Origin of the sequence: Chengkuizengella sediminis (assembly GCF_010078385.1) — a bacterium.
Classification (GTDB): Bacteria; Bacillota; Bacilli; order Paenibacillales; family KCTC-33759; genus Chengkuizengella; species Chengkuizengella sediminis.
In genome coordinates this window covers 160,429-185,111 of record NZ_SIJC01000001.1, presented here as the reverse complement: position 1 = coordinate 185,111, position 24,683 = coordinate 160,429, and the positions used below count along the sequence as shown (strand labels likewise).

25 protein-coding genes are annotated in these 24,683 nt (G+C 32.4%); 16 read left to right on the top strand and 9 right to left on the bottom strand.

Going from position 1 to position 24,683, the window contains the following annotated elements; genetic code table 11:
• Positions 1 to 45: 45 nt before the first annotated feature.
• The 9 genes from rny (at position 46) to EPK97_RS00835 (ending at position 9,680) form a co-directional block, all read left to right on the top strand.
• On the top strand, positions 46 to 1,587 hold the full coding sequence (gene rny, locus EPK97_RS00875; protein WP_162034706.1) for a ribonuclease Y: 1,542 nt from the start codon (positions 46 to 48) through the stop codon (positions 1,585 to 1,587).
• A 164-nt stretch (positions 1,588 to 1,751) separates the two neighbouring features.
• Positions 1,752 to 2,546 (top strand): TIGR00282 family metallophosphoesterase, encoded by a 795-nt coding sequence (locus tag EPK97_RS00870; RefSeq protein WP_162035418.1) that lies wholly within the window; start codon positions 1,752 to 1,754, stop codon positions 2,544 to 2,546.
• Between the two features lie 116 nt (positions 2,547 to 2,662).
• A complete protein-coding gene (locus EPK97_RS00865) occupies positions 2,663 to 2,923 on the top strand; it encodes a stage V sporulation protein S (RefSeq protein ID WP_162034705.1) in 261 nt (86 codons plus the stop codon).
• A gap of 115 nt (positions 2,924 to 3,038) precedes the next feature.
• Positions 3,039 to 3,977, top strand: coding sequence for a dipeptidase (locus EPK97_RS00860; protein WP_162034704.1), 939 nt, complete (start codon positions 3,039 to 3,041; stop codon positions 3,975 to 3,977).
• Positions 3,978 to 4,202: 225 nt separating this feature from the next.
• Complete coding sequence (locus tag EPK97_RS00855; RefSeq protein ID WP_162034703.1) at positions 4,203 to 5,936, top strand: 2-oxoacid:acceptor oxidoreductase subunit alpha; 1,734 nt, start codon at positions 4,203 to 4,205, stop codon at positions 5,934 to 5,936.
• Positions 5,937 to 6,803, top strand: a complete 867-nt coding sequence (locus tag EPK97_RS00850) for a 2-oxoacid:ferredoxin oxidoreductase subunit beta (protein ID WP_162034702.1) — start codon at positions 5,937 to 5,939, stop codon at positions 6,801 to 6,803.
• 180 nt (positions 6,804 to 6,983) lie between these two features.
• Positions 6,984 to 7,553: a phosphate propanoyltransferase gene (locus EPK97_RS00845; RefSeq protein ID WP_162034701.1), complete on the top strand. Its 570-nt coding sequence runs from the start codon at positions 6,984 to 6,986 to the stop codon at positions 7,551 to 7,553.
• A gap of 156 nt (positions 7,554 to 7,709) precedes the next feature.
• Positions 7,710 to 9,176 carry a tRNA (N6-isopentenyl adenosine(37)-C2)-methylthiotransferase MiaB gene (gene miaB / locus EPK97_RS00840; protein WP_162034700.1) on the top strand — a complete coding sequence of 489 codons (1,467 nt, stop codon included), beginning with the start codon at positions 7,710 to 7,712 and terminating at the stop codon, positions 9,174 to 9,176.
• A gap of 51 nt (positions 9,177 to 9,227) precedes the next feature.
• Positions 9,228 to 9,680 carry a YlbF/YmcA family competence regulator gene (locus tag EPK97_RS00835; RefSeq protein WP_420826761.1) on the top strand — a complete coding sequence of 151 codons (453 nt, stop codon included), beginning with the start codon at positions 9,228 to 9,230 and terminating at the stop codon, positions 9,678 to 9,680.
• Between the two features lie 124 nt (positions 9,681 to 9,804).
• Here EPK97_RS00835 and EPK97_RS00830 read toward each other — a convergent pair whose 3' ends face one another.
• Complete coding sequence (locus EPK97_RS00830; RefSeq protein WP_240903653.1) at positions 9,805 to 10,623, bottom strand: VanW family protein; 819 nt, start codon at positions 10,621 to 10,623, stop codon at positions 9,805 to 9,807.
• Between the two features lie 117 nt (positions 10,624 to 10,740).
• Between EPK97_RS00830 and EPK97_RS00825 the strand changes: the two genes are divergently transcribed.
• Positions 10,741 to 11,565 (top strand): DUF3450 domain-containing protein, encoded by an 825-nt coding sequence (locus EPK97_RS00825; RefSeq protein ID WP_162034699.1) that lies wholly within the window; start codon positions 10,741 to 10,743, stop codon positions 11,563 to 11,565.
• A 96-nt stretch (positions 11,566 to 11,661) separates the two neighbouring features.
• Here the strand turns inward: EPK97_RS00825 and EPK97_RS00820 are convergent, their stop codons facing one another.
• From EPK97_RS00820 to EPK97_RS00805, 4 genes are all read right to left on the bottom strand, one after another.
• Positions 11,662 to 12,123 carry an SRPBCC family protein gene (locus tag EPK97_RS00820; protein WP_162034698.1) on the bottom strand — a complete coding sequence of 154 codons (462 nt, stop codon included), beginning with the start codon at positions 12,121 to 12,123 and terminating at the stop codon, positions 11,662 to 11,664.
• 238 nt (positions 12,124 to 12,361) lie between these two features.
• Positions 12,362 to 13,327 (bottom strand): NAD(P)-dependent alcohol dehydrogenase, encoded by a 966-nt coding sequence (locus EPK97_RS00815; protein ID WP_162034697.1) that lies wholly within the window; start codon positions 13,325 to 13,327, stop codon positions 12,362 to 12,364.
• A gap of 125 nt (positions 13,328 to 13,452) precedes the next feature.
• Entirely contained in the window at positions 13,453 to 14,196 is a 744-nt protein-coding gene (locus EPK97_RS00810; protein WP_162034696.1) for an endonuclease/exonuclease/phosphatase family protein, read from the bottom strand.
• Positions 14,197 to 14,222: 26 nt separating this feature from the next.
• The gene (locus EPK97_RS00805; protein WP_162034695.1) at positions 14,223 to 15,305 is read right to left on the bottom strand and encodes a tyrosine-type recombinase/integrase; all 1,083 of its coding nucleotides are present in this window, start codon (positions 15,303 to 15,305) and stop codon (positions 14,223 to 14,225) included.
• Positions 15,306 to 15,597: 292 nt separating this feature from the next.
• Between EPK97_RS00805 and EPK97_RS00800 the strand changes: the two genes are divergently transcribed.
• The gene (locus EPK97_RS00800; RefSeq protein WP_162034694.1) at positions 15,598 to 16,563 is read left to right on the top strand and encodes a helix-turn-helix domain-containing protein; all 966 of its coding nucleotides are present in this window, start codon (positions 15,598 to 15,600) and stop codon (positions 16,561 to 16,563) included.
• Positions 16,564 to 16,666: 103 nt separating this feature from the next.
• Here EPK97_RS00800 and EPK97_RS00795 read toward each other — a convergent pair whose 3' ends face one another.
• The 4 genes from EPK97_RS00795 to EPK97_RS00780 form a co-directional block, all read right to left on the bottom strand.
• Positions 16,667 to 18,781 carry a M56 family metallopeptidase gene (locus tag EPK97_RS00795; protein ID WP_162034693.1) on the bottom strand — a complete coding sequence of 705 codons (2,115 nt, stop codon included), beginning with the start codon at positions 18,779 to 18,781 and terminating at the stop codon, positions 16,667 to 16,669.
• Positions 18,782 to 18,850: 69 nt separating this feature from the next.
• A complete protein-coding gene (locus EPK97_RS00790) occupies positions 18,851 to 19,231 on the bottom strand; it encodes a BlaI/MecI/CopY family transcriptional regulator (protein ID WP_162034692.1) in 381 nt (126 codons plus the stop codon).
• Positions 19,232 to 19,497: 266 nt separating this feature from the next.
• Complete coding sequence (locus EPK97_RS00785; RefSeq protein ID WP_162034691.1) at positions 19,498 to 19,935, bottom strand: Dps family protein; 438 nt, start codon at positions 19,933 to 19,935, stop codon at positions 19,498 to 19,500.
• A gap of 58 nt (positions 19,936 to 19,993) precedes the next feature.
• Positions 19,994 to 20,674, bottom strand: a complete 681-nt coding sequence (locus EPK97_RS00780; RefSeq protein WP_162034690.1) for an NAD(P)H-dependent oxidoreductase — start codon at positions 20,672 to 20,674, stop codon at positions 19,994 to 19,996.
• A gap of 156 nt (positions 20,675 to 20,830) precedes the next feature.
• On the opposite strand from EPK97_RS00780, the gene EPK97_RS00775 reads away from it, so the two are divergent.
• The 5 genes from EPK97_RS00775 to EPK97_RS00755 all read left to right on the top strand — a co-directional run bounded on the left by EPK97_RS00775 (position 20,831) and on the right by EPK97_RS00755 (position 24,119).
• Positions 20,831 to 21,208, top strand: coding sequence for a winged helix-turn-helix transcriptional regulator (locus EPK97_RS00775; protein WP_162034689.1), 378 nt, complete (start codon positions 20,831 to 20,833; stop codon positions 21,206 to 21,208).
• Between the two features lie 109 nt (positions 21,209 to 21,317).
• Positions 21,318 to 21,974, top strand: coding sequence for an HAD-IA family hydrolase (locus tag EPK97_RS00770; protein ID WP_162035415.1), 657 nt, complete (start codon positions 21,318 to 21,320; stop codon positions 21,972 to 21,974).
• A 509-nt stretch (positions 21,975 to 22,483) separates the two neighbouring features.
• Entirely contained in the window at positions 22,484 to 22,966 is a 483-nt protein-coding gene (locus EPK97_RS00765; protein ID WP_162034688.1) for a hypothetical protein, read from the top strand.
• An 89-nt stretch (positions 22,967 to 23,055) separates the two neighbouring features.
• A complete protein-coding gene (locus EPK97_RS00760) occupies positions 23,056 to 23,559 on the top strand; it encodes a hypothetical protein (protein WP_162034687.1) in 504 nt (167 codons plus the stop codon).
• 77 nt (positions 23,560 to 23,636) lie between these two features.
• On the top strand, positions 23,637 to 24,119 hold the full coding sequence (locus EPK97_RS00755; RefSeq protein ID WP_162034686.1) for a hypothetical protein: 483 nt from the start codon (positions 23,637 to 23,639) through the stop codon (positions 24,117 to 24,119).
• The last annotated feature ends 564 nt before the right edge of the window (positions 24,120 to 24,683 follow it).

Genomic DNA, 24,683 nt, shown 5'->3' with positions numbered 1-24,683 from the left:
CCAGGCTAACCCTTGGAGTTTTATCAACGAGGAGGTGAATGAATCATGGATCCCATCTGGGTTATCGTTCTCGTTGTTGGTGTTGGTTTAATATGCTTCGGGATTGGTTATTTTATCCGCAAATCTCTTGCAGAAGCTAAGATCACTAGTGCTGAACATGCAGCTGAGCAGATTCTGTTAAATGCTAAGAAAGATGCTGAAGCACTTAAAAAGGAAAATATATTAGAAGCTAAAGACGAAGCGCACAAAATCCGAATCGAAGCTGAAAAAGACATTCGTGACCGTCGAAATGAAGTCCAACGACTAGAAAGACGATTGTTGCAAAAAGAGGAATCGCTGGATAAAAAAATAGAATCTTTTGAGCGTAAAGAAGAAAAAATTGCCAACAAGGAGAAGCAAATTGATGATAAACAGTCACAAATTCAACTAATCCATGACAAGCAAGTTGCTGAATTAGAGCGAATTTCAAATCTTACCTTGAGTGAGGCCAAAGATATAATACTAAATCGTGTTGAACAGGAAACTAGGCATGAAACAGCACAGCTGATTAAAGAAATTGAGCAAAGGGCGAAAGAAGAAGCGGATAAGAAAGCGAAAGATATCATTTCACTTGCTATCCAAAGATGTGCTGCTGACCATGTTGCTGAAACGACAGTTTCAGTTGTTTCACTTCCAAATGAAGAAATGAAAGGTAGAATCATTGGACGAGAGGGCCGTAATATAAGAGCTTTAGAAACATTAACTGGAATTGATTTAATTATCGATGATACTCCTGAAGCAGTTATATTGTCGGGATTTGACCCAATCAGAAGAGAGATTGCCAGAACTTCACTAGAAAAATTAGTGGCTGATGGAAGAATTCATCCGGCTCGTATTGAAGAAATGGTCGATAAATCACGTAAAGAAGTGGATGAACGTATTCGTGAATACGGTGAACAAGCTACATTTGAAGCTGGTGTTCATGGCTTACATCCTGATCTAATTAAGATTTTAGGACGTTTAAAATTCCGTTCTAGTTATGGACAAAATGTATTAAGACATTCATTAGAGGTTGCTTATTTAGCGGGTCTAATGGCTGGAGAATTAGGCGAAGATATCACTTTGGCAAAACGTGCTGGACTTTTACATGATATTGGAAAAGCTTTAGACCACGAAGTAGAAGGGTCTCATGTTGAAATTGGTGTAGAACTTGCGAAAAAATATAAAGAACATCCTGTTGTTATTAACAGTATCGCTTCACACCATGGTGATTGTGAAGCAACTTCAGTAATTTCTATGCTAGTTGGAGCTGCAGATGCACTTTCAGCAGCAAGACCTGGAGCAAGAAGGGAAACTTTAGAAACATATATCAAACGTTTAGAAAAGTTAGAAGAGATTTCTGAATCATTTGACGGTGTTGAGAAGTCCTATGCAATACAAGCAGGTAGAGAAATAAGAGTCATGGTTCATCCTGAACAAGTTGATGATACTGAAGCTTATCGACTTGCACGTACCATAACCTCTCAAATCGAAAATGAATTAGAATATCCTGGTCACATTAAAGTGACTGTAATTCGTGAAACTAGAGCGGTTGAATACGCAAAATAAGATAATAAAAGTGGCTTATCTAAGCCACTTTTATATTATCCAGAAAAGTGAGTATAAACGCTAAAATCATGATATGAAGATGAATAGACTTAACATATTCAAAAGACTACCAAATGGGTGGTTTTTGTTTTTGTTAATTACATAGATAAAGGGAGGAAAATAAAATTAAAGTATTATTTATTGGTGATATTGTTGGTTCTGTTGGACGAAAAGCATTGGAAGATGTTTTACCCTATGTAAAACAAAAGTATCAACCAGACATCATTATAGCGAATGGTGAAAATGCTGCAGGCGGTAGAGGAATTACTCGTAAAATTGCTAACCATTTTTATGATTTGGGTGTAAACGGTATTACAATGGGAAATCACACTTGGGATAACAAAGAGATTTTTGATTTTATTGATGATGAGGAAAGGATTGTACGTCCCGCAAACTTTCCTTATGGAACACCTGGAAGAGGATTTACCGTCATTAAAAATAAAACAAAAGAACTAGTTATAGTAAATTTACAAGGCAGAACGTTCCTTCCGCCATTGGACTGTCCATTTGAAAAAGCAGATGAAATTCTTAATCAATTAAATAAAAATCAAAAAAATATATTAGTTGATTTTCATGCAGAAGCAACTTCTGAAAAAATAGCGATGGGATGGTACCTAGACGGAAAAGCATCTGTCGTCCTTGGAACACATACTCATGTACAAACGAACGATAATCAAATTTTACCGCAAGGAACTGCATATGTAACTGATATCGGAATGGTTGGATCTAAGGAAGGTGTATTAGGTATGGAACGTTCATCCGTTATAAGAAAGTTTAAAACTCAATTGCCAGTTAGATTTACATCTGATGAAGGAAAGTGGCAGTTTCATGGATCTGTCATACAAATAGATGAATCAACTGGTCTTGCAAAAAAAATAGATCTCATCAGGATTGCAGAAGATCAAGTGATATTCGAATAATATTTTAGGATTATTAAATCTCTTTTCATGAAAAGAAGGTATTTTTTCAATTTTCACGAATATTATAACTAATGCAAAGTATAGCCAAGGCAATCATTCCCAAGGAGGTACTGTCCATGGAAGTATTAAAAGTTTCTGCTAAATCCAATCCAAACTCCGTAGCAGGCGCACTGGCTGGTGTATTACGTGAGCGTGGAAGTGCTGAGCTTCAAGCTATTGGTGCAGGTGCACTAAATCAAGCGATAAAAGCTGTAGCCATTGCAAGAGGATTTGTGGCACCTAGTGGGGTTGACTTGATTTGTATTCCTGCCTTTACAGATATAGTAATTGATGGGGAAGATCGGACAGCAATTAAATTAATTGTGGAGCCTAGATAATCCTAAAATTATGGAGTACCTGTTTACATTGTAGACAGGTTTTTTTATGTTTAAAAACATATAAAAATGAATTGGTTAAATAACTTAATAAGGTTAATAAGGGGAGGGCAAATGAATGAAGGTTATCGATGCACACTGTGATGTGTTGATGAAGATGTATGATAATGAGAACATTCAATTTGATGATCATCTTTATCTAGATGTAACAAATTCAAGACTGTTGAAAAGCAATACTTTAATGCAATGTTTTGCTATCTATATATCTGAACGTATTCAAAATCCAAATATAGATCATATTTTGCAATATATTCATATATTTCACGAAAAGGTTTTGAAGTTTGATCATATTATACAAGTTAAAAATAAGTCCGATCTTCAATCTGCTTTATCTGAAAATAAAATTGGGGCTATGATCACATTAGAGGGTGTGGATGCTCTAGCTGGTAATCTAACTTATTTGAGAATTTTATATGAGTTAGGTGTTCGGTGTATTGGAATCACATGGAATTACGGAAATTGGGCGGCTGATGGTGTATTAGAACCTAGACATGCTGGATTTACATTAAAGGGGAAGCAACTTATTGAACAATGTAATGATTTAGGTATTATTTTAGATGTTTCTCACTTATGCGAAAAGTCATTTTGGGATTTTGTACAAATCAATCAAAAACCTTTTATTGCTTCCCATTCTAATGTTTTTGATATTTGCAAACATGTGCGAAACTTAAAAAAGGATCAAATCTTAGAAATCATAAATAATAAAGGTAGAATTGGGTTATCTTTTGTCCCTTACTTTGTCAATACTAGTGAGGATGTTTATATTAGTGATCTGTTAAAACACATTGAATATATTTGTGAGATAGGTGGACAGAATCATGTAGGATTTGGTTCTGATTTTGATGGAATAGATCTCTGGATGAATGATTTGAGTCATACAGGAGACTATATTACATTAAAGGAAGCTTTATTAAAACATTATTCTGAAGATATTGTAGATGGATTTTTATATAAAAATTGGTTCGATTTTTTTGAAAATAATTTACCAAAAATTTGAATTAAATTACTAATTATAGTAAAAATAGATTCTTTTATCGATTGATCTATTATTCGTATGGATATGATCTAAAATAACTATGTGTAATCTTTGTCAAAATCTATTGCTTTTTGTATCTCGAAATCATAACATAACTATTGAAACTAATTTTAAAATATTTGTGAAGTTTTTTTGAAAATTATATAAAAATATTAATGGAATGAATCGTTAAAGGAGTTGCATTAAGTGATTAGTCAATTGTCATGGAAGATTGGTGGACAACAAGGGGAAGGTCTAGAAAGTACAGACCGAATTTTTTCAACAGCATTAAATCGTCTTGGTTATTATTTATATGGGTATCGACATTTTTCTTCCCGTATTAAAGGTGGACATACTAACAATAAAATAAGAATTAGTAAACAACCAATTCGATCTATTTCAGATGATTTAGATATTTTAGTTGCATTTGATCAAGAAACTATAGATTTAAATGCTCATGAGCTTTGTGATGGTGGAGTTATTGTTGCAGACGCAAAGTTTTCACCAAAAGTTCCTGAAGGAATCAAAGCAAGATTGTTTGCAGTACCCTTTACAGGAATTGCTGAAGAACTCGGTACATCCTTAATGAAAAACATGGTGGCAACTGGTGCATCTGCAGCGTTGCTTGATTTGCCTATTGATATAATAAAAGAAGTAATTAGTGAGGAATTTGGACGTAAGGGAGCAGCTATTGTAGAAAAAAATATTGAAGCGGTTTCCAGAGGTGCTGATTTTATTACAGATGAAACTGGTGGTCCATTACCTGAATTGCAAATTGAACCAGCCGATGGACAGAGACGTTTGTTTATGATTGGTAATGATGCCATTGGATTAGGAGCTTTGGTTGCAGGATGTAGATTTATGCCAGCCTATCCAATAACACCTGCTTCAGAAGTTATGGAATATTTAACAAAAAGATTACCTAAATATAATGGAACTGTCATTCAAACTGAAGATGAAATCGCAGCAATTACGATGGCCATTGGTGCAAACTATGGTGGTGTACGTGCTTTAACAGCATCTGCAGGACCAGGGCTTTCATTAATGATGGAAGGGATCGGTTTAGCAGGAATGACTGAAACACCTGTTGTTATTGTTGATACACAACGTGGTGGTCCAAGTACTGGATTGCCTACAAAACAAGAGCAAAGTGATTTGAATGCGATTATTTACGGTACGCACGGTGAAATTCCGAAAATTGTACTTGCACCTAGCACGATTGAAGAATGTTTTTATGATACTGTGGAGGCTTTTAATTTAGCTGAAATTTATCAATGTCCTGTTATTATTGTAACTGATTTACAACTATCTCTTGGTAAACAAACTGCTGAGAATTTAGACTTTGAAAACATTGAAATTGATCGAGGTAAAATTGTAAGTGAAATTGAGTCTCGTGAAGACGGAAAGTTATTTAAACGTTATGAAATTACTGAAGATGGAATTTCACCACGTGCCATTCCAGGAACTAAAAATGGAATATATCATGTGACAGGTGTTGAACATGATGAAGAGGGACGTCCATCTGAAGCGGCTGATAATCGTCAAAAAATGATGGATAAACGTTTGAGAAAATTGAATAACATTCAAGTCACTAATCCAATATTAGTAGATGCTCCACATGAAACTCCGGATTTACTAATTATCGGTATGGGATCAACAGGTGGAACCATAGATGAAGCAAGAACTAGATTGGATAAGGACGGGATTTCAACAAACCACGTCACTGTGCGTTTAATGCATCCTTTCCCAGCATCAGAAATGAAACCATATATTGAGAAAGCTAAAAAAGTCGTAGTAGTTGAAAATAATGCGACTGGTCAATTGGCTTCTTTAATTAAACTACATGTTGGATATGCTGATAAAATTGAGAACCATCTTAAGTATGATGGGAACCCATTTTTACCTTCTGATATTCATGAAACTTGTAAGGAGTTGAAATAAATGGCTACATTTAAGGAATTTAGAAATAAAATCAAACCTAATTGGTGTCCTGGGTGTGGAGATTTTTCTGTACAAGCTGCAATTCAAAGAGCGGCAGCTAACACAGGATTAGAACCTGATGATTTAGCAGTCGTATCAGGTATAGGTTGTTCTGGAAGAATATCTGGTTATATCAATGCAAATGGACTTCATGGAATTCATGGACGTTCTCTTCCAATTGCTCAAGGGTTAAAAATGGCTAATCGTGAATTAACAGTCATTGCAGCAGGTGGAGATGGCGATGGTCTTGCAATAGGTACTGGACATACTGTTCATGCTATTCGTAGAAATATGAACATCACATATATTATCATGGACAATCAAATTTACGGTCTTACGAAAGGTCAAACTTCACCACGAAGTGCTTTTGGTTTTAAAACTAAGAGTACTCCAGAAGGTTCTAAGGAAGCTGCTTTACCACCATTAGAGTTAGCTTTATCATCTGGTGCAACTTTCGTAGCTCAATCCTTTTCAAGTAATTTAAAAGAAATGACAAACATTATTGAAGAGGGAATTAAACATGATGGTTTTTCCTTTATTAATGTATTTAGCCCTTGTGTTACATTTAATAAAATTAACACATATGATTGGTTTAAAGAAAATATCGTAAGTGTTGAAGATATTGAAAATTATGATTCTTCCGATAGAATCATGGCTATGTCTAAGTTGATGGAAAACAATGGTATGTTAACAGGTATTATCTATCAAGATAAAACCAGAACAAGTTACGAAAATCATGTAGCAGGTTTTAAAGAAGAAGGGTTAAATAAACAGGATTTAAACTTATCAGAAGAAGAATTTGACCAATTAGTGGCTGAATTTAGATAATTGTTTGAACTTTTGTGAAGCATATGGTGTAAACCATATGCTTTTTTGTATAATTAAAAATTGACGGTATTTTTCCAATGGCAATGGATTGTTATTTGGATTTTTGTATCAAAAAGCAGATTTTATTTTTGGATATAATATAAATATAAATTATTTTGAAATAGGAAGGAAGAAACTACCATGAAACAAGTTCCAGTTGGAGTATCCGCACGTCATATCCATTTATCTCAAGAGCATATCGCAATTTTATTTGGGAAAGAAAATGAACTAACTATACTAAAAGATTTATCACAACCTGGTCAATATGCAGCAAATGAAACAGTCAAAGTAGAAGGTCCTAAGAACTCCTTTGAGAAAGTTCGAATATTAGGTCCTGCCAGAAGAGAAAGTCAATTAGAAATCTCTAAAACAGATTCTTTTTATTTAGGTGTACAATCTCCAGTACGTGAGTCTGGGGATATAGAGGGTTCACCAGGCATAAAAGTTATTGGACCTGCAGGAGAGGTACGACTAGATAAAGGAGTTATTATTGCCGCACGTCATATTCATTTTCATACAAGTGATGCTGAAAAATGGGGAATTCAAAACAAACAATTATTGAAAGTGAGAGTAAGTGGAGAACGTCCTTTAATATTTGAAGATGTCATTGCTAGAATATCTGATGATTATGCGCTAGATATGCACATTGATACGGATGAAGCAAACGCAGCTGGCATAAATAATTGTGATACTGCTGAAATTATTGACTAATAGAATGGACTATGTTCTTTAACAAGCATCCTTGAACTGGCAACAACCGTCTGTTATCGCCATGGAGGCTCGCTAATAGTCGAGTATTCTTTAAAAAAGTTTCTGCAGATGTTATAATAAGAAGAATGTTTATTTTTAGTGAAAGGGTGTTGTAACATGTCTGTTAAATCCGATAAGGATTTTTCTATATATTTTAATCCTCCTTCTTTAAGCGACGCTAAAAAAAGAGGAAATGAAGATGTAAAGGTTCATTATAATTTTTCTATACCTGAGGAAATGACAGGTTTTGGTATAGGAAAAAAATATTTAATTCGAACTTATGGCTGTCAGATGAATGAACATGATTCAGAAACAATGAAGGGCATGTTAGAGCAAATTGGTTATGAAGCAACAGAAGAAGCTTCTAATGCTGATATTATTCTTCTTAATACGTGTGCTATTCGTGAAAATGCTGAGGAAAAGGTTTTTGGACAGTTAGGTAGTTTAAAACATCTTAAAAAGGAAAACCCGTCCCTTATTTTAGGGGTCTGTGGATGTATGTCACAGGAAGAAAACGTAATAAATAGAATTTTACAAAAACATAATTTTGTAGATTTAATATTTGGAACACACAATATTCATCGTTTACCTCATTTAATAAAAGATTGTTATTTCAATAAAGAGATGGTTGTTGAAGTTTGGTCTAAAGAAGGCGATATCATTGAAAACCTTCCTAAAAAGAGGGAAGGTATGAGAGCTTGGGTTAATATTATGTACGGCTGTGATAAGTTTTGCACGTATTGTATCGTTCCCTATACTAGAGGAAAAGAGAGAAGTCGAAGACCAGAAGATGTCATAGCAGAAGTACGAGATTTAGCTCGCCAAGGATTTAAAGAAATTACGTTATTAGGTCAAAATGTCAATGCGTATGGTAAGGATTTTGAAGATATAAATTATCGTTTTGGTGATCTAATGGATGATATTCATAAAATAGATATTCCAAGAGTTAGATTTACAACTTCTCACCCACGAGATTTTGATGATCATTTGATAGAAGTATTGGCTAAAAAGGGTAATTTAGTAGAACATATTCACTTACCTGTTCAATCTGGAAATACAGAAATGTTGAAAATCATGAGTCGTAAATATTCTCGTGAACATTATATGGAGCTCGTCTCTAAAATTAGAAAAGCAATTCCTGATGTTGTTTTAACTTCAGATTTTATTGTTGGCTTCCCTGGAGAAACAGAAGAGCAATTTGAAGATACAGTTTCTCTAGTTAAAGAAGTTGGGTATGATTTTGCTTATACCTATATTTATTCAGCTAGAGAAGGTACACCTGCTGCTAAAATGAAAGACGATGTACCTGAAGAAGTCAAAAAACAGCGACTGCAGCGTCTAAATGAAGCAGTAGCAGAGTCAAGTTATAAACAAAATGCAAAATTACAGGGGCAAACAGTTGAAGTACTTGTAGAAGGTATAAGTAAAAACAATGCAAAAGTTCTAAGTGGTAGAACACGTACAAATAAATTGGTCCACTTCGAGGGTACAGAGGATTTAATTGGTCAATTCGTCCATGTTAAAATAAATAAAACAACAACTTGGTTTGTTAGTGGAAACATCATAGTACATGAAGCTGTATAGTTTGGTTACACAACAATATAGTTAATATAAAATGGTAGGAGCGTGAAGACTTTGTCAGAGGCAAAACAACGTGTTAATGAACATGGCATGCCAGAATACACCATTACTGAATTGGTTGTAAGAGATGATATATTAAAAAAAGCGAAGGAATTAGCTAGTTTAATTTCAACAACAGACGAAGTAAGAATGTATAGAGAAGCAGAGAAAAAAATAAACAGCAGTGAAAAAATCCAAAATATGATTAGTGATATTAAGAAAAAGCAAAAGGAAGTTGTTGCTTTTGAATCGTTTGAAAATCCTGAAATGGTTAAAAAGATAGAAACAGAGCAAACAGATCTGCAAGATGAGTTAGATAATTTACCAATTGTGCAACAGTTTCAACAAACACAGAGTGATATCAACTATTTACTTCAATTAGTTGTATCAGTAGTTAGAGATACCGTCTCGGAAAAAATCAACCTAGATTCAGAGGTTGCACCACCGCCTTCAAATTGTAGTGAATAATTAAAAAAGCATTATATCCTTGGTAGATAGGGTATAATGCTTTTATTTATATTCAAGTACAATGATCATTCAGTTATTTCTTCACTTTTTCTGGTATACATTCATGAAACTATATGTTTAGGTATCATTTTAATAAAGGTTGATACATCATGATCGCATGATTCTCAGTTAAATACTGATCATCAATATATTCGTTATCTAAATTAAATACTTTACGATGGATTAGGTTGTGTCGTACATAATCTCCCCAGTATTCCTGTGTTATAGAATGGTCTTTTTCGTATACTTCATATTTATGAATGGGTTGTTTAGTTGTTCTCCATTCTCCAAATAGATGATCTTTTTCTATACTAAGGTAAAGTTGATAGGGGTGGTCAGTAGGGTTGTAGATTTGCAGGTCTAAATAATTATAAGAACAAGTAGCCCCACTACCAAAAGGTTGTGTTCTTTTTGCATCAGGGAATACGTCATAGCTGTGTCGATGACGTTCTGTTACAACTAATGGAGTATGAAGTGTAATCCAGTATATTAAATTAGAGAGCTGACATAAACCACCACCTGTACCTATCTGGAATTTTCCGTAGTGTAAAACCATACCATCTACATAACCTTTTTGTTTCGTTATTTTTCCGATTAGTTTCCAATAAGAGAACGTTTCACCTGGTTTAATAGCAATTTTATTCAGCTTTTTTAATGCTATTTTTAAATTTATAACCTTGTTATGCTGCATCCACATATCAACATCTTTAAGTTTCCTTAATGTGGGGGTTTTGTGATTGAAAACGGTAAATGGTAAGAGAGCATGATTATATTGACAAGCAAATTTTGTACTTCTTTTAACCCAATCTAAATACCTTTTATATGTATAAAATTTAGAACCTAACCATATACGAATAGAAGAACGAAGTTTTGGTCTCATATATATGAGCGGTTTTGTTTCCATTGATTGATCACCTCATTGATGAATTAAACATATAATCCAAGTATACAATATCACATCCAATTTAGAATTACAGAAAAGAACATTAATTTTTTTCTCGGTTAGAAAGGAGATAAAAGTATGAGATTAACATGCGTGGTTTTATTACTTTTCTTCTTAACAGCTTGCAATCATAGTAATTTAAACTTGGAAGAAGAGTTGGTGCAGATTAAAGAGGAAAACATGAAGCTAGTAAATCAATTAGATCAAATTAGCAATGAAATAGACTTGCTTAAAGAAGAGAATTCAACTATATTACAGAATTTGGAGCAGTTAAAAAAAGTTAATAATCAATTAGAAGCTGATAATAAGAAGTTACAAGATGAAAATGAAGATTTAAAAGATCAAATATTAAACATAGAAAAGGAAGGCGATTCTTCACAAGATTCATCTCAAATTAGTGAAGAAGATTTAATATTAAATAAGGCAAATGAAATCATATTGTTACTAGAAGCGGAAGATATGTCACAATTGTCTTCATTTATACATCCCAATAGTGGTTTAAGATTTTCCCCTTACCTTTATGTTAATGTTAATAGTGATTTAGTGTTTACCTCTAATCAAATACTTGGTTTTATGACAGATAACAATGTATACACTTGGGGAAATTATGATGGTTCTGGTGATCCGATACAATTAACTCCTGCTGATTATTATAATGCTTTTGTTTATAGTGCTGATTTTGCCAACCCAGAGCAAGTTAGCTACAATCAAATATTAGGAACTGGAAATATGATTCAAAATCAATTTACAGTTTACCCTAATGCAAATATCGTGGAATTTTATTTTTCAGGGTTTGATCCTCAATTTGTGGGAATGGACTGGCAAAGCTTAAGATTAGTTTTTGAAGAATACAATGGAGAATGGTATATTGTTGGTATAATTAAAGGGACTTGGACGAGTTAATTCGATCCTAGATCGTGGACTTATGAGAAGAACAAGAATGATTAAAAAGCCGTAATTCCTTGAAATAGGGATAACGGCTTTCTAAATTTTTTAGCATTATTGACAACACAAAATGCCTTCTCCAGACTCTATATTAGACTTTAGACTGCTCAATGCTTGCTCCCATGCTTTGATATGCCACTCTTTAGCTTTAATCCAAACATCTGTGTCATTCCAACCCGTATGGTCTAGAATTAGTTTTGTACCATTTTCATAGGGTATGAAAGAGGTTTTAACCATGGTAAGTGCTGTTTCATCATTCATCACATCATTGAATTCGTCTGGACCTTTCCATTGAAACTCTAAAAAACTAGGTTTTTCAAAATTTAGTATTTTGCATCCAATCGTGCTCATGCTGTTTTTGTTCGTTGGATCAAAGTAGAGTTCGTATTTTCCATTGTCCTTTAATTGTATTTCTGCTGCTGGTGCAAACCATTTTGTGATTCTATCAGATTCTGTCCAAGCCTTCCAAACTAGTTCAATATCAGAATTTATAAATATTTCTGTATGTATTGCCATGAAAACTACTCCTTTCAACAAAGCTAATTCTATAATAGATTGTCTTTTCATTATACCATCGTTTCATCACAATCAAATATTTTGCTAACATAATAGTTGGATGCTTTATTCTCACATTTTCCCGTTCATCTAACTGACTATATATAAGTTTCTTATATATAAATTACATTAATATCATCTGTTACGCGCTTCGCGGTTAGTAAAGGTAGGAGTTAATAGTGGGATAAAGGATTTGTTTTCACAAAGTTATAACTACATTTCCCTTTTTATGTCCTTTTTCGACATAACCGTGAGCTTCGGCTGTTTGTTCTAATCGATACTGTCTATCAATGACAGATTTTAACTTTTCCGCCTCAATAAGCTCTTTGAGGAAATTTAATTCTTCAGTCCTACCTGGTGTTATACCACTTTTTACTTTTTTGCTGCCTATCATTGAAGTATAAAGCATTTGAACAATCTGTGGAAAATGAATAACAGCTAATACATAAACTCCTTTTTGCTTAAGCGAGCTTTTACAACGTGAAAACAACGTCTTGTCTACTGTGTCAAAAATAATATCATAGGTTTGACCGTTTTTGGTAAAATCCTCTTTCGTGTAATCAATGACCTTATCGGCTCCCAAAGATTTCACCAATTCTAAATTCGTAGTACTGCATACTCCGGTAACTTCTGCCCCAAAGTACTTGGCAAGCTGAACTGCAAAAGTACCTAAACTTCCAGAAGCACCATAGATAAGGACTTTTTGACCACTCTTAATATTTCCTTTTCTAAGGAAATACAAAGCAGATGCTGCTCCAAAAGGAACGGATGCGGCTTCCTCATAGGTCATATTTGACGGTTTTATTACAATCGGACCCTCTTCTGATAAACATACGTACTCAGAATAAGTACCTTTTCCACAAAATCCATAAACTTGGTCACCTTTCCTAAACCGTTTTACATTTTTACCTACTGATTCAATTTCTCCTGCTAGATCCATACCTAATAATGTTTTCTTTGGTTTTCTGAGACCTATAGCTATTTTTGAGATGGGCCAGAGAGGCAAGGTTGCTCTGGTACCATTTCGCATTCTCGCGTCTCCTGAAGATACTGTTCTCGCATATACTTTTATTAGAACTTCATTGTCATTTGGAATGGGTTTGGCCATCTCTTTTAATTCAAGAACATCAGGCGAACCATATTTCTGATATACAATTGCTTTCATAATTCTCCTCCAATTTTTCTTTGATATGGTCATTCACTTTTATATTTATACGTTTACTATGTTTTTAGTTTCAATATATTTTTTATATTCAAACAATATTTCTTTTAGTACTTTGAAATTCCGTTTTAAACCTGGGCATTTTTATACCTCATTATTGTGGCTGTTAAGGGCAAATGATCAGAAGCTATTGCTAAACTTGTTTTTACTTCTGTTTCTATTATCTTTAGTTCTGGACTTATGAATATGTAATCCAACCTCGATCTCGGACGAATGGATGGATAAGTGTATCCTGATCCTTTTCCTGCAACAAGCCAAGCATCCTGCACATGATTGGTTAATTTGTACCATGCTTGTGATTCTGGTTTCATATTCCAATCCCCCATGAGTATAACAGGGAGTTTAGTATTATGAATTAGATTTGAAATATAATTAGTTTGTTTCTTATGAAAATAACGATTAAGACTTAAGTGTGTTACCAAGAATTGAAGTAATTTCCCCTCAATTTGAATGGTTGTATTAAGTAGAGATCTTTTTTCAACTAGTCCAGGTACAAAATTAAAAGAATGGAACTTTTTAGTTATAATAGGGAATCTTGAAAGAAGAGCGTTTCCATATTGACGTGCAGATTTTGATTTTTTGGAATTGATAGAAATGGAAGGAATAAAAGCATAATCTAACTTTAATTGTTGTGCAAGCCAGTGTATTTGATTTTTATTTAAGCTTCGATTTGAAAAATGTTTATCCACTTCATTAAGACCAATAACGTCTGCTTTGCTATTTTCAATTACATTAGCTATCCTGTAAAGATCTACTTTTTTATCCATTCCTTTGCAGTGATGAATGTTAAATGTCATGACTTTGATTTTCAAAATATTAGACCTCCTTTAAACTATGACTATATTTCCAAATCCACAAACTCACTCACATCATGTTCTTTTTTCAATTCTCTATACAAATAGTTTTGTTTTGTAATTCTAGGATCACTATGATCTAACGTATCTGAGATATGATCTAAAGGAGCCCCATTAGCATAAGCAGTTCTTGCAAAAAAATGTCTTAGAAAATGGGGAGTGACTCTTTCACCTTGAACCGTTTTTAAACCAGCATCAGCCAATTGTTTTGATAGAGTTGTAGATAAACTTGATAAAGAATATCTTTTACCATGACGATTCGGATAGAAGGGGGAGTCATCTTTTGGATTCAATTCCACATCTAAACCAATCCTACTTCTATATTCTAGTAACTCTTCTAAAACATAATCCTTTATTAATGCATGGCGAACTTTATCTCTTTTTGTGATCGTTTTTAAATAGTGCTTTTTCCGCTTTGAATCGTAATATAAATCCGACCAACTTGGTGTAATGATCTCTGCTAGACGTAAACCGCTAGTTGCAAGCAGCATAATAATTGATTTTACTTTTGGGTTATTTTCATAATATTGAATTGTTTGCTTCATTTGTTCTACGGATATATCCCTTTCAACAACTTCTGTTTTATTTACTCTTACTGAATAAAATCCTCTGCTTAAATCCTTTTTTGTATATTTTTCTTGATAACACCATTTTAAAAAACTCTTTACAATGTTTAGTTTTTTTGTAATCGTACTACTTTTATCGTACATTTTTTCGATATGTAGTTGATATCCTTCCACATTTCTACGACTTAACTGACGGATGTCTTCTACTTCATATTGCTTAATCACTTTTAAAAATTGTAGTAATTCTCTAATATACTCTTTTTTAGACTTTTCTTTTCTGTTTTTTCCTCTCATATGTATATATACATAGATCATTTCAAAGTTACTTAAATGTCTGTAATCGTAATTCCCATCCTCATCCTCATTTTGCGAGAATTTTCGATAAATCGATGGATACCCTTCCTCATTTAATAATAGATAAAACATCTCCTTCATATTTTTTTCTAAAAAACGACCACTATCAAATTTATTAAACATTAATTCATTTAACTTTACTTTCAAAAGTATCACCTACGAAATATAAAATATTAAATTATATTATATCAAATTAATTATCAAAAGGTATATAAATATTTAAATTATTAATTTATATTTAACCTAAAATAATAGGTTATTAGTTTAGTTTAGATATAACTTATGCATTTATTAAATATGTGATATTAATTTAAAAAGTTATATTGATATGGTATAATCAAAGAATGTTTCTTTATGGTATATAAATTTATAAATATTTTCGTAATTAAGATGAATATATAAGTTGAAGGAATTGAATGAAAGCTGATGGTGATTAAAGTTGAAAAAATACATGAATATTAATGAGGTAGCAAAAGAGTTTAATATTAGTAAAACTTCAGTTTACAAGCTGATGGAGCATACTAATACAGAAAAAAGGTTGGAGCCTATTAATAGAGAAACCCATAGAGGGGATGGGGGATACAAGTTTAAAGTCCAGGATGTGGAGAGGATCAAGGCGTTTTACAAGAAAAAAGATCTGACTTCTTCAGATGCTGCAAAAATATTAAACGTTTCCACCACCTATGTACATAAATTAATCAAGAATAATGAGTTGGAGTATTATGAGGGTGAATACAAGGGAAAACGAACGTTTTTCATTAAAAAAGAAATGATAGAGCAGTATAAATTGGAACATCCAGAGCTAGCAAAAAAAGACGTGATTTATCATAAAAAAGAGGGGCTGTTTCTGTTTCAGCCTTTTAAAAAAGAAGGCCAACTAGCACGTATTTATAAAATAGATAGTAAAGGGAGAAAAGTAGAGGCTTTTCTTATTACTGAAAACGGAGAAGAGATTTCACTTGAAAGAGGGGAAGAGGAAGGATGGAAACGGGAAGTTGTTTTAGAACAGAAAAAGAATATCGCAACTTATGGAACAGCAAAATTTCATTTCCCAAAACCAGCCTCTATAGATTCATTGATTTATGATATTATTGTTGAATTGCTAAAGCACGTTGGAGTTAACAATATTAAAATTGAAGTCGGAGATAACATATTGGTTGAAGTAAAAAAATCAGAGCTTCGAGGAGTCCATTCTCAGACACACTTTGATTTTATTGATACGCTTAAAAAGTTTCTTGTTGAGGGGAAAGTGATAGAAAAATATGATGGGATATTAATAGATACTGGTTTGACTCCGATGACTTTTTACATGGATGAGGAATTGAAAGAAAAAATAATGAATGAAATAAACGAAACAGGTGTATCTATGCATGAGTGGTTTGAACGTAAAATGAATGTCAAGTGAAATTCTAAATCATCATAGCGGTGACTATTACAGTCACCGCTTATATCCATTAATAAGCAAATGCTATATTGATATAAAGATGATTTTTCTTCAATAATTTTATTTAAGGTGGTCCTATAGAATAAATAAGATTTTTATTCAGCCGCATAGGTTCTCCTTCAATATATTCGTCAGCTGTTGCACTACTGCTTCTAATTAGATAATCTGATTTATCAATGATATAGGTAAATTCTACATCTTTTAACTCTCTATTATAATATTCGCTTATATCATAGGAAGGTAAACTAATTTTCACCTCATAAATAAAGGGATCTTGACTTAATTCAAATTTTATGTCTTCTGTATTTGAATTATAGACAATTTCAAGGTTATTAGTTACTAATCCTACATCACATTCACAAGGTTTATAATAATTAGAATTCTTATCCTCACCTAAATGACTGTCATAGAATAATATACGGTTATTATGATCACTGTAATATTGATTTATAACATGTTTGATTTTGTTATACGCTTTTTTTTCTGTATAAAATTTTGGTGTAGATTCTCCTATGATTTCTATTTCCCAGCTTTGTAAATCTATAAACCACTGTATAATTTTGTCTTGATCCCCGCTTTCTAACAGATCTTTAGATAATAATTCAGGCTTTTTAATAGCATTTATGATGTTATTTACTTCATCAAATGTGTTAATCCCAAGATCGCCAGCTATGAAATCCTCATTCGATTCACTTATAGTGACTTCATCAAGAAGTTCATAATTCATTACGTTACCATTCTCATGAAAATAAGAGACAACCTTTTCGATAGTACCATTATGATTCCAATATAAAAATAATTGAATCTGCATATCTCCAATTTCAAGTCCTTCATAATCAATTTCATCTACAGTACCTGGTTTTCTCTTATATCCTTCACTTTTTACATCATATCTCCAAACACCTTTTTTTATATTATTAGAGCCTTGACTACTATCATTTGGTCTACCTATTAATTCAACGATTCTGTTTTGAGTCATATTAATATCAATATATTTCTGGATATTTTCTTGATTAATTTCTATAGACTCAACTTCTGCTTCATCTTCATTAGACATCTCAAATACGGTAAATCCTGTAATGATAATTCCTAAAGTGATTACACTTGAAAGAAGTATCCATTTCCACGATTGTTTTTTAAACATAAGAATCCTCTCTATTCTTGATTTCATATCTGATAGACCAGCGGACATTCCTATGGATCGAGGAATGAGGGTTGGTTTTGATACTTTACTTAATACACTGAGAAGTGTATTTCCGTACGCTAAATGTTCGTCTTGTTTTAAATGTGATAAAACGGAGGCATCACAGGATAACTCGCAATCTTTACGCATTTTGTAAAAGCTGTACCAAATGATTGGATTAAACCAGTGAATAGCTTGAACAATCATGCTCATCCAATGAATGAGGATATCATTTTTCTTGAAATGTGTTAATTCATGCATTAGCACATATTTCTGTTCGTTTCTTGATAAGCTTTGAAATAATTTCTTAGAAATCACAATTTTAGGTATAAAAAATCCTACAATGGACGGTGTCTCTACCTTGTTATCATAGACCAATTGTATATTGGAACGTACATTTAATTTTGTTTTGCATTCTTCTAAAAGCGCTAATATATCTTCGTGCCTACACTTTGTTTGTTTGGATAACCTCCAGTTATATTGGAAATTCACCATCAAAAAGAATAGAAAAACGATCAAGACACCGGCAAACCATACAATACCTAATGAATTAAGAGTAAGGTAGGAGTTGGTAACTTCTGTCTGTAATTTATCATTATGACCTTCTCCAACTACTGTACTTAATTCTTTATTTAAATGAGTCAATGCTTCACCACTAAGCTGAGATTCATTAGGTTCATTTAAGGTTGAACCCACAGCATTGACCTTGATGATTTGTTTATTTAAGGTAGTTAAGGTTGTTTGATCATTATCCTGAATTTGAATAGATTCGTTTAAAGTATCTGTAATAGAAGGAAGCAAGATAGATATACTCAATGAACTTTCAAAATGATATGGAATCATAAGTCTTATGATCAACAGAAGCCAAATGTAATAGTGCCAATGTGCAGAAAGTTTATCATTTAGGGTTCTTTTTATACAAAGAATGACTATTGCTATAATACTCCCTATGATAGAAAAGTTTAAAACAATTGAAAATAAATTTTGTATATCCATTCTTTCACCACTCTTGTTATAGAGGTAAGTCAATTGATAAGAGCATCTGATAAGTAATACCCTTGAAAATTAATCGCCTACCTCTTTTTGTTTAAGCATCTTTCTTAATTCTTCAATTTCTTTTTCCGTTAACTTCTCATTTTTAATAAAATTTAATATAAACATTTGACGTGAACCAGCATAGATCTTTTTTAAAAAAGATGTTGTCTCTCTTTTCCGGCATTCCTCGGCAGAGAGAAGAGGGAAAAATTGTTTAAAACGACCTTCTCTTTTAACACCCAACACTTCTTTTTTTACTAAACGGTTGATTAAAGTGTGTATCGTTTTGGGATTCCACTCTGTTGCATCCTTGAGCTGTTCAATAATTTCAGCTGAAGTTAAAGGAGATTTTTTCCATAATTCCTCCATGATTACCCATTCAGCATCTGATATTTTAGAATGATTACTCATATGAAACTCCTCCTTGGCTGTTTTCTTAATACTACTGATGTAATACTTATAGAATATATTACACTCGTAATATTACAATTGTCAATAGAAATGTTTCAAGAAAAAAACAATAGCATATTAAAACTTAAATTAGGTTTAGAATTTAATATCAAATATATAATATATACTTATGAGATTTTATGCCAAATAAAAAAAAGCCAATTGGCTTTTTTTTGGAATACGTAATTTTAGTTAGTTTCTGATCTTTGAACAATACATTGATAACCTTACTTACTTAAATATGCAGACAGCTTCCACAATTCCATTTCAAAATCACATAAAATATCTTGTAGTAAGTTTGAAATACAGATTTGTTTTTCTTGATCAGCTAATTCAATCCCATTTTTCAGATCAAAGATTAATTTAGAGAGATCATCGGAAACAGATTGCACCATTTCAAGCGCTTTTAGTCCATTTTTTGCTTCTTCTATGGAAGCCAATTGTAAATATTCCTTCATTGTAGCAGCTGGTATCATATTAAATGCCAACATTTTTTCTGCAACTTCGTCAATAAATGTTGCCACCTCACCATATAATTCTTCCGAAGCTTTGTGCAGTTCAAAAAAATGTTCTCCTGTTACAAACCAGTGATAATTGTGTAGTTTTGTATACATCACATTTAAATTTGCCAATAATTCATTTAAACTATTTCTTAGATCAGTCATCAAATCACTCCCTTAAATATACACAGTAATAAGATAACCAAAATAAGTTATATTATGACTAGTTAACCCATTCAACAATTGAATCTATAGATTGTCTTGTTTTGGGACGCGGTGTTTCAACCCTATAACCAAATGTTACCATGCAAGAAATACCAAATCCTGAAGTAGGCATAAGCCCCTCTTCTATAAGAATTTTTTCTGCTCTCTCTTTTTGAAACCCTTCCATTGGACAAGAATCGATTCCTATCATTGCTGCTGATGTCATCATGTTTCCTAATGCAATATATGTTTGTCTTGCTCCCCATTCAAAAAATAAATGCTCTGCATCTTCTAGTTTAAAATCGTGTTTTATAAAGTCTTTATAAAATTTACTTTTCATTTCGATAATTTCTTGTGGCAATTTTTGAACATCTTTCATCATGGTTTGGATATATTCAGCGTTGTAATTAAGATGTTCTTTTGTACGAGAAAGTACAATAACAAAATGGCTGGCTGAAGGGATTTGTTTTTGACCACCCCAACTAACAGATTTCATTTTTTCTCTAAGCTCCTCGTTCTGAATAACAATAAATTTCCATGGTTCGAAACCAAATGAACTAGGAGAAAGCCTGCCCGTCTCCAAGATAAAGTTAAAGTCGTCTTCAGAAATTGTTTTTTGGGGATCAAACTCTTTACTCGCGTGTCTGTATTCGAAGGCATTTAGAATATCTTCTTTATTAAGGTTTGTTTTTAATTTCATGTTTAATTATTTCTCCTTTTTTTTATTCATTTTTATCTTTTAAGAGGTGATATCATCGCTTGATTAGAGTATAATCTCAATAGAGTAAAAATGTAAGTACGCACATTTTTGTGCTATAGTATCAATAAATATACTATTAAAAGAAAGGAACTTGTTATGAAATCATCAGATAAGAATGATCTTTGGTACTCCTTCTTAGATAAGTATTCGTGTCCAGTAGAAGCTACAGTTGATGTTATAGGTGGCAAATGGAAGAGTGTCATTATCTATTATTTATTAGATGGTGAAAAAAGATTTAATGAATTAAAAAGATTAAATAACGGAATAACTCAAAGAATGTTAACACTTCAGCTTAGAGAATTGGAAGCGGATGGAATCGTCCATCGTGAAGTTTATCGGGAGGTTCCACCTAAAGTCGAGTATTCATTAACAGAATTTGGACAAGAGTTAAGTCCATTAATCCTCATGTTGAGAAACTGGGGGATTCATAACATGGAGAAGGTCTTAGAGAATAGATCAAATTATAACAAATAAGTTCGATCAAATTTTTCATCCCAAATAAAAAAAATTCTATACTAGTCCCGATATTTTTTAATGCTGAAACTTAAGTTTGTTCTAATTACAACTAGGAGGATATTTTATGATAAAAGCAATAGTATTTGATTTTGACGGAACGATTCTTGACACTGAAACTCCATGGTTTGATGTTTATTTGGAAACTTATAAAGAATACGGTGTAGATTTACCAATTGAAGTCTGGAGTCAAGTGATTGGAACAGATGGAGTTCATATTTTACATGATTATTTACTGCAAAATGCCACGAAAGAAGTTGATCTTCAAGAAGTTAGAGATATTACAAGTAAAAAACATAAACAAGTGATGGAAAAGAAGGAGTTGCGTCCAGGAGTTGAAGATTACTTTTTTGAAGCTAAAGAAATGGGATTGCAACTAGCTATTGCTTCAAGCTCAAGTCGTGAGTGGGTGGAATATTTTCTAAATAAATTTAATATTAAACAATATTTTGAAATCTTCAAAACATCTGATGATGTGAAAAATGTAAAGCCTGATCCGGCACTATACCTTGAAGCAATAAAGGCATTGGGCATATCTGCAAATGAAGCAATTGCAATTGAAGACTCTCCAAAAGGAGCACAAGCTGCTAAAGGTGCTGGTTTACATTGTGTTACAATTCCGAATGACATTACGAAGTTATTACCTTTTGAAAATGTTGATTTACAAATTATGTCCATGGCGGATGTATCTTTGGAATGGGTGATTTCACAAATTAATCATAATTAATTAAAATTATATTATTTGAATGATGTAGAGGGGGTTAATCCCCTCTAATGGGTAACAAAAACAAGGGAAAATCTTGCTTTTTTTTCATTAACAGGCTCATCAATTTGAATATTATATTATTTATAAAGTCATTTTCAGACTTATACAAACTCCTTTAATATCCTCCCTTACTGTTTTAAACAAATATCATTAAAGTTAACCCCGGTAATTGAAATCCCAACAGCAAAAACATTACAAATTGAATACATTACTGAGTATCTGCAATAAAATTTTAGACAGAATTGATTAAGCATTATTGGAACCACCAAAAGGGGCTACAAAGATCAAAGGGACAGTTTTATTGTTTTATTACAGACTGCATTGGATAAACGAAACTGTTGCATATTGTTCTATCAAAACCGTTCTAATAGGGCTACGACTATTTTTATTAAAAATAGTTATACGTACAAGCAAATATGTTTGTTTATGTATACGATATATTGATTATAAATTAAGGAGGTGCGCTTAATATGACCGTACCTGTATTTTTCAAACAAGAAGCTGAACCTATTATTATTCCAGAAAGTGGAGAATTTGTAACGTTGCTTAGTTTGCCTATACCAGCGTGTTATAAACATTGTGTAATTAAAATTGATACTTTTTTTGAATTGAATTTTTTAGTTCAGTCAGCAGAAACATTACAGCAAGGTGAACCTTTTAAGTTAGCTTTGAACTATCAATTGCTTGATGGGTTTGGTGAAAATTGTAATGAAATAACACCTATTTTAGCTGAAACCATCTCTGGTACTCCAGCAGGGTTGGTTTCTGAAGAAGAAACTAAACAGTTATTTCAGGTAGAAAGCAATACAACACCTAATGCAACAGTTATTACAAATCCTCTAGTTAATGAAGTAGTTTATTTAGTAGCGAATATCAATGAAACTCAAGGTGGAGTTTTTGTGCCTAGAGCACAGTTTAGAGCGATAAATGCATCAATACTTTCTTCAGTATAGCAATCAAAAATAGTTAAACGTACAAGCAAAAAGCTTCCCATCCTCATAGAATACAATATCTTCTCTGTAAGGGAGGTGAATAAAATAAAATGACAATTGCTTTTTTTGCTCAAACTGATGATCCACCCATTTTATTACCAAGGGATGGAGCAGTGGTAACATTATTGTCTTTGGATATACCGAAATGTTACAAATATAATTTATTAAAAATTGATGCTTTTTTTGAATTAAATTTTTTAGTAGGTTCTGAAGGAAGAGATTCAACACTTCAACAAAATGTTCCCTTTATGGTTGATTTAAACTATCAATTGTTTGATGGTGTTGGTGATGGATGTATTGCACTGACTCCTAATTTAGCAGAAACGATTAGTGGAACTGCCATTCTTGCATCTGAAAATGGAGAAGAACAGTTAGTAGATTTTGAAAGCAACACAACTCCAAACCTGACAATCGTTGCAGAAGGTTTAGTCAATCAAACTTTAACTTTGGTAGCAAATTTAAATAACATACAGGGTGGAGTAATTCTCCCATTTGTAGATTTTCGGTCAATAAATGTTACAGTTTTCCCTAATCAAAAACAAAAACACCTTTAAATTAATTCATAGTTGTCTGTAATGGCAATTATTTAAATAAATGCTATAACAATATAAAGAAGGGGGGAATTAATTCAATGACTTCTTCTATATTTTTTGTCCAAACAGGTGATCCAGTTATCCAATTACCTGAAACGGGTGAAGAGAGAGTGCTTTTAAACTTAGAAATACCAAAATGTTATAAACACAATTCTTTTAAAGTTGATAGTTTTTTTGAGCTCAATTTTCTATTAGCTGGAGCCACACCTCTACACGCAGTTGAACCTGGACCTTTTAAAATTGCTTTAGAATATCAATTATTGGATGGGTTAGGAGAAAACTGTAACGAAATTACATCTAGATTAGAAGAAACAATTAGCGGAACGGTTATAGTTGGGGCTGAAAATAAAAATATTGACCCTGTTCAATTTGAAAGTAATACAACACCAAACTTAACTGCTGTTTGTGAGCAACTGCAAGAATCATTTTATTTGGTTGCTAGTGTCAGAGAAATTCAAGGAGTGGCATTTTTACCAACCGTTCAATTTCGTTCATTAAATGCATATACAGTAAGGTTATGAGATTATAATCTAGTTTTTATTATTAAATAATTTTTGAGTTTATGTTGAAATATCATTTGTTTTAGTGTTTCCCATCCTAATATTTTTTTTGAATTTTTGAAATGTTAGTATAAGAGCGGATTTTTGTAACAAAAAGATCAAGTGTGAATATACTACTATTATAGCTTCTGCTCAACCTGATACGAATGTATTTTTAGTATCTAAAATTACACCTAAAAATACTGTAAATACTATGAAAGCATCTGGTGAGTATTTGCTTAATCAAAATATTTCAAAATTTAAATGCTAGAAGATCACTTATTTATAACCAACCCTAATTGAAAGCTTATTTCTTGAAGTTTTTAATCCTAAGGGGGTTAGAATAATAAGGATCGTTGCAACACCTGAAGATTGAGAAGTAGGATTAAACTAGGGGTATAATCTGAATAACTCTTTCAAAGTAGATTTACATTATCACTTATTTGATGATATGACTTTTTATTGCACATTAAATCCAAGTCTAACTGAAACCGATTGATAAAGATTTCGGGTTTAGTAGATTTTAAAATAAATGATCAACCCTTG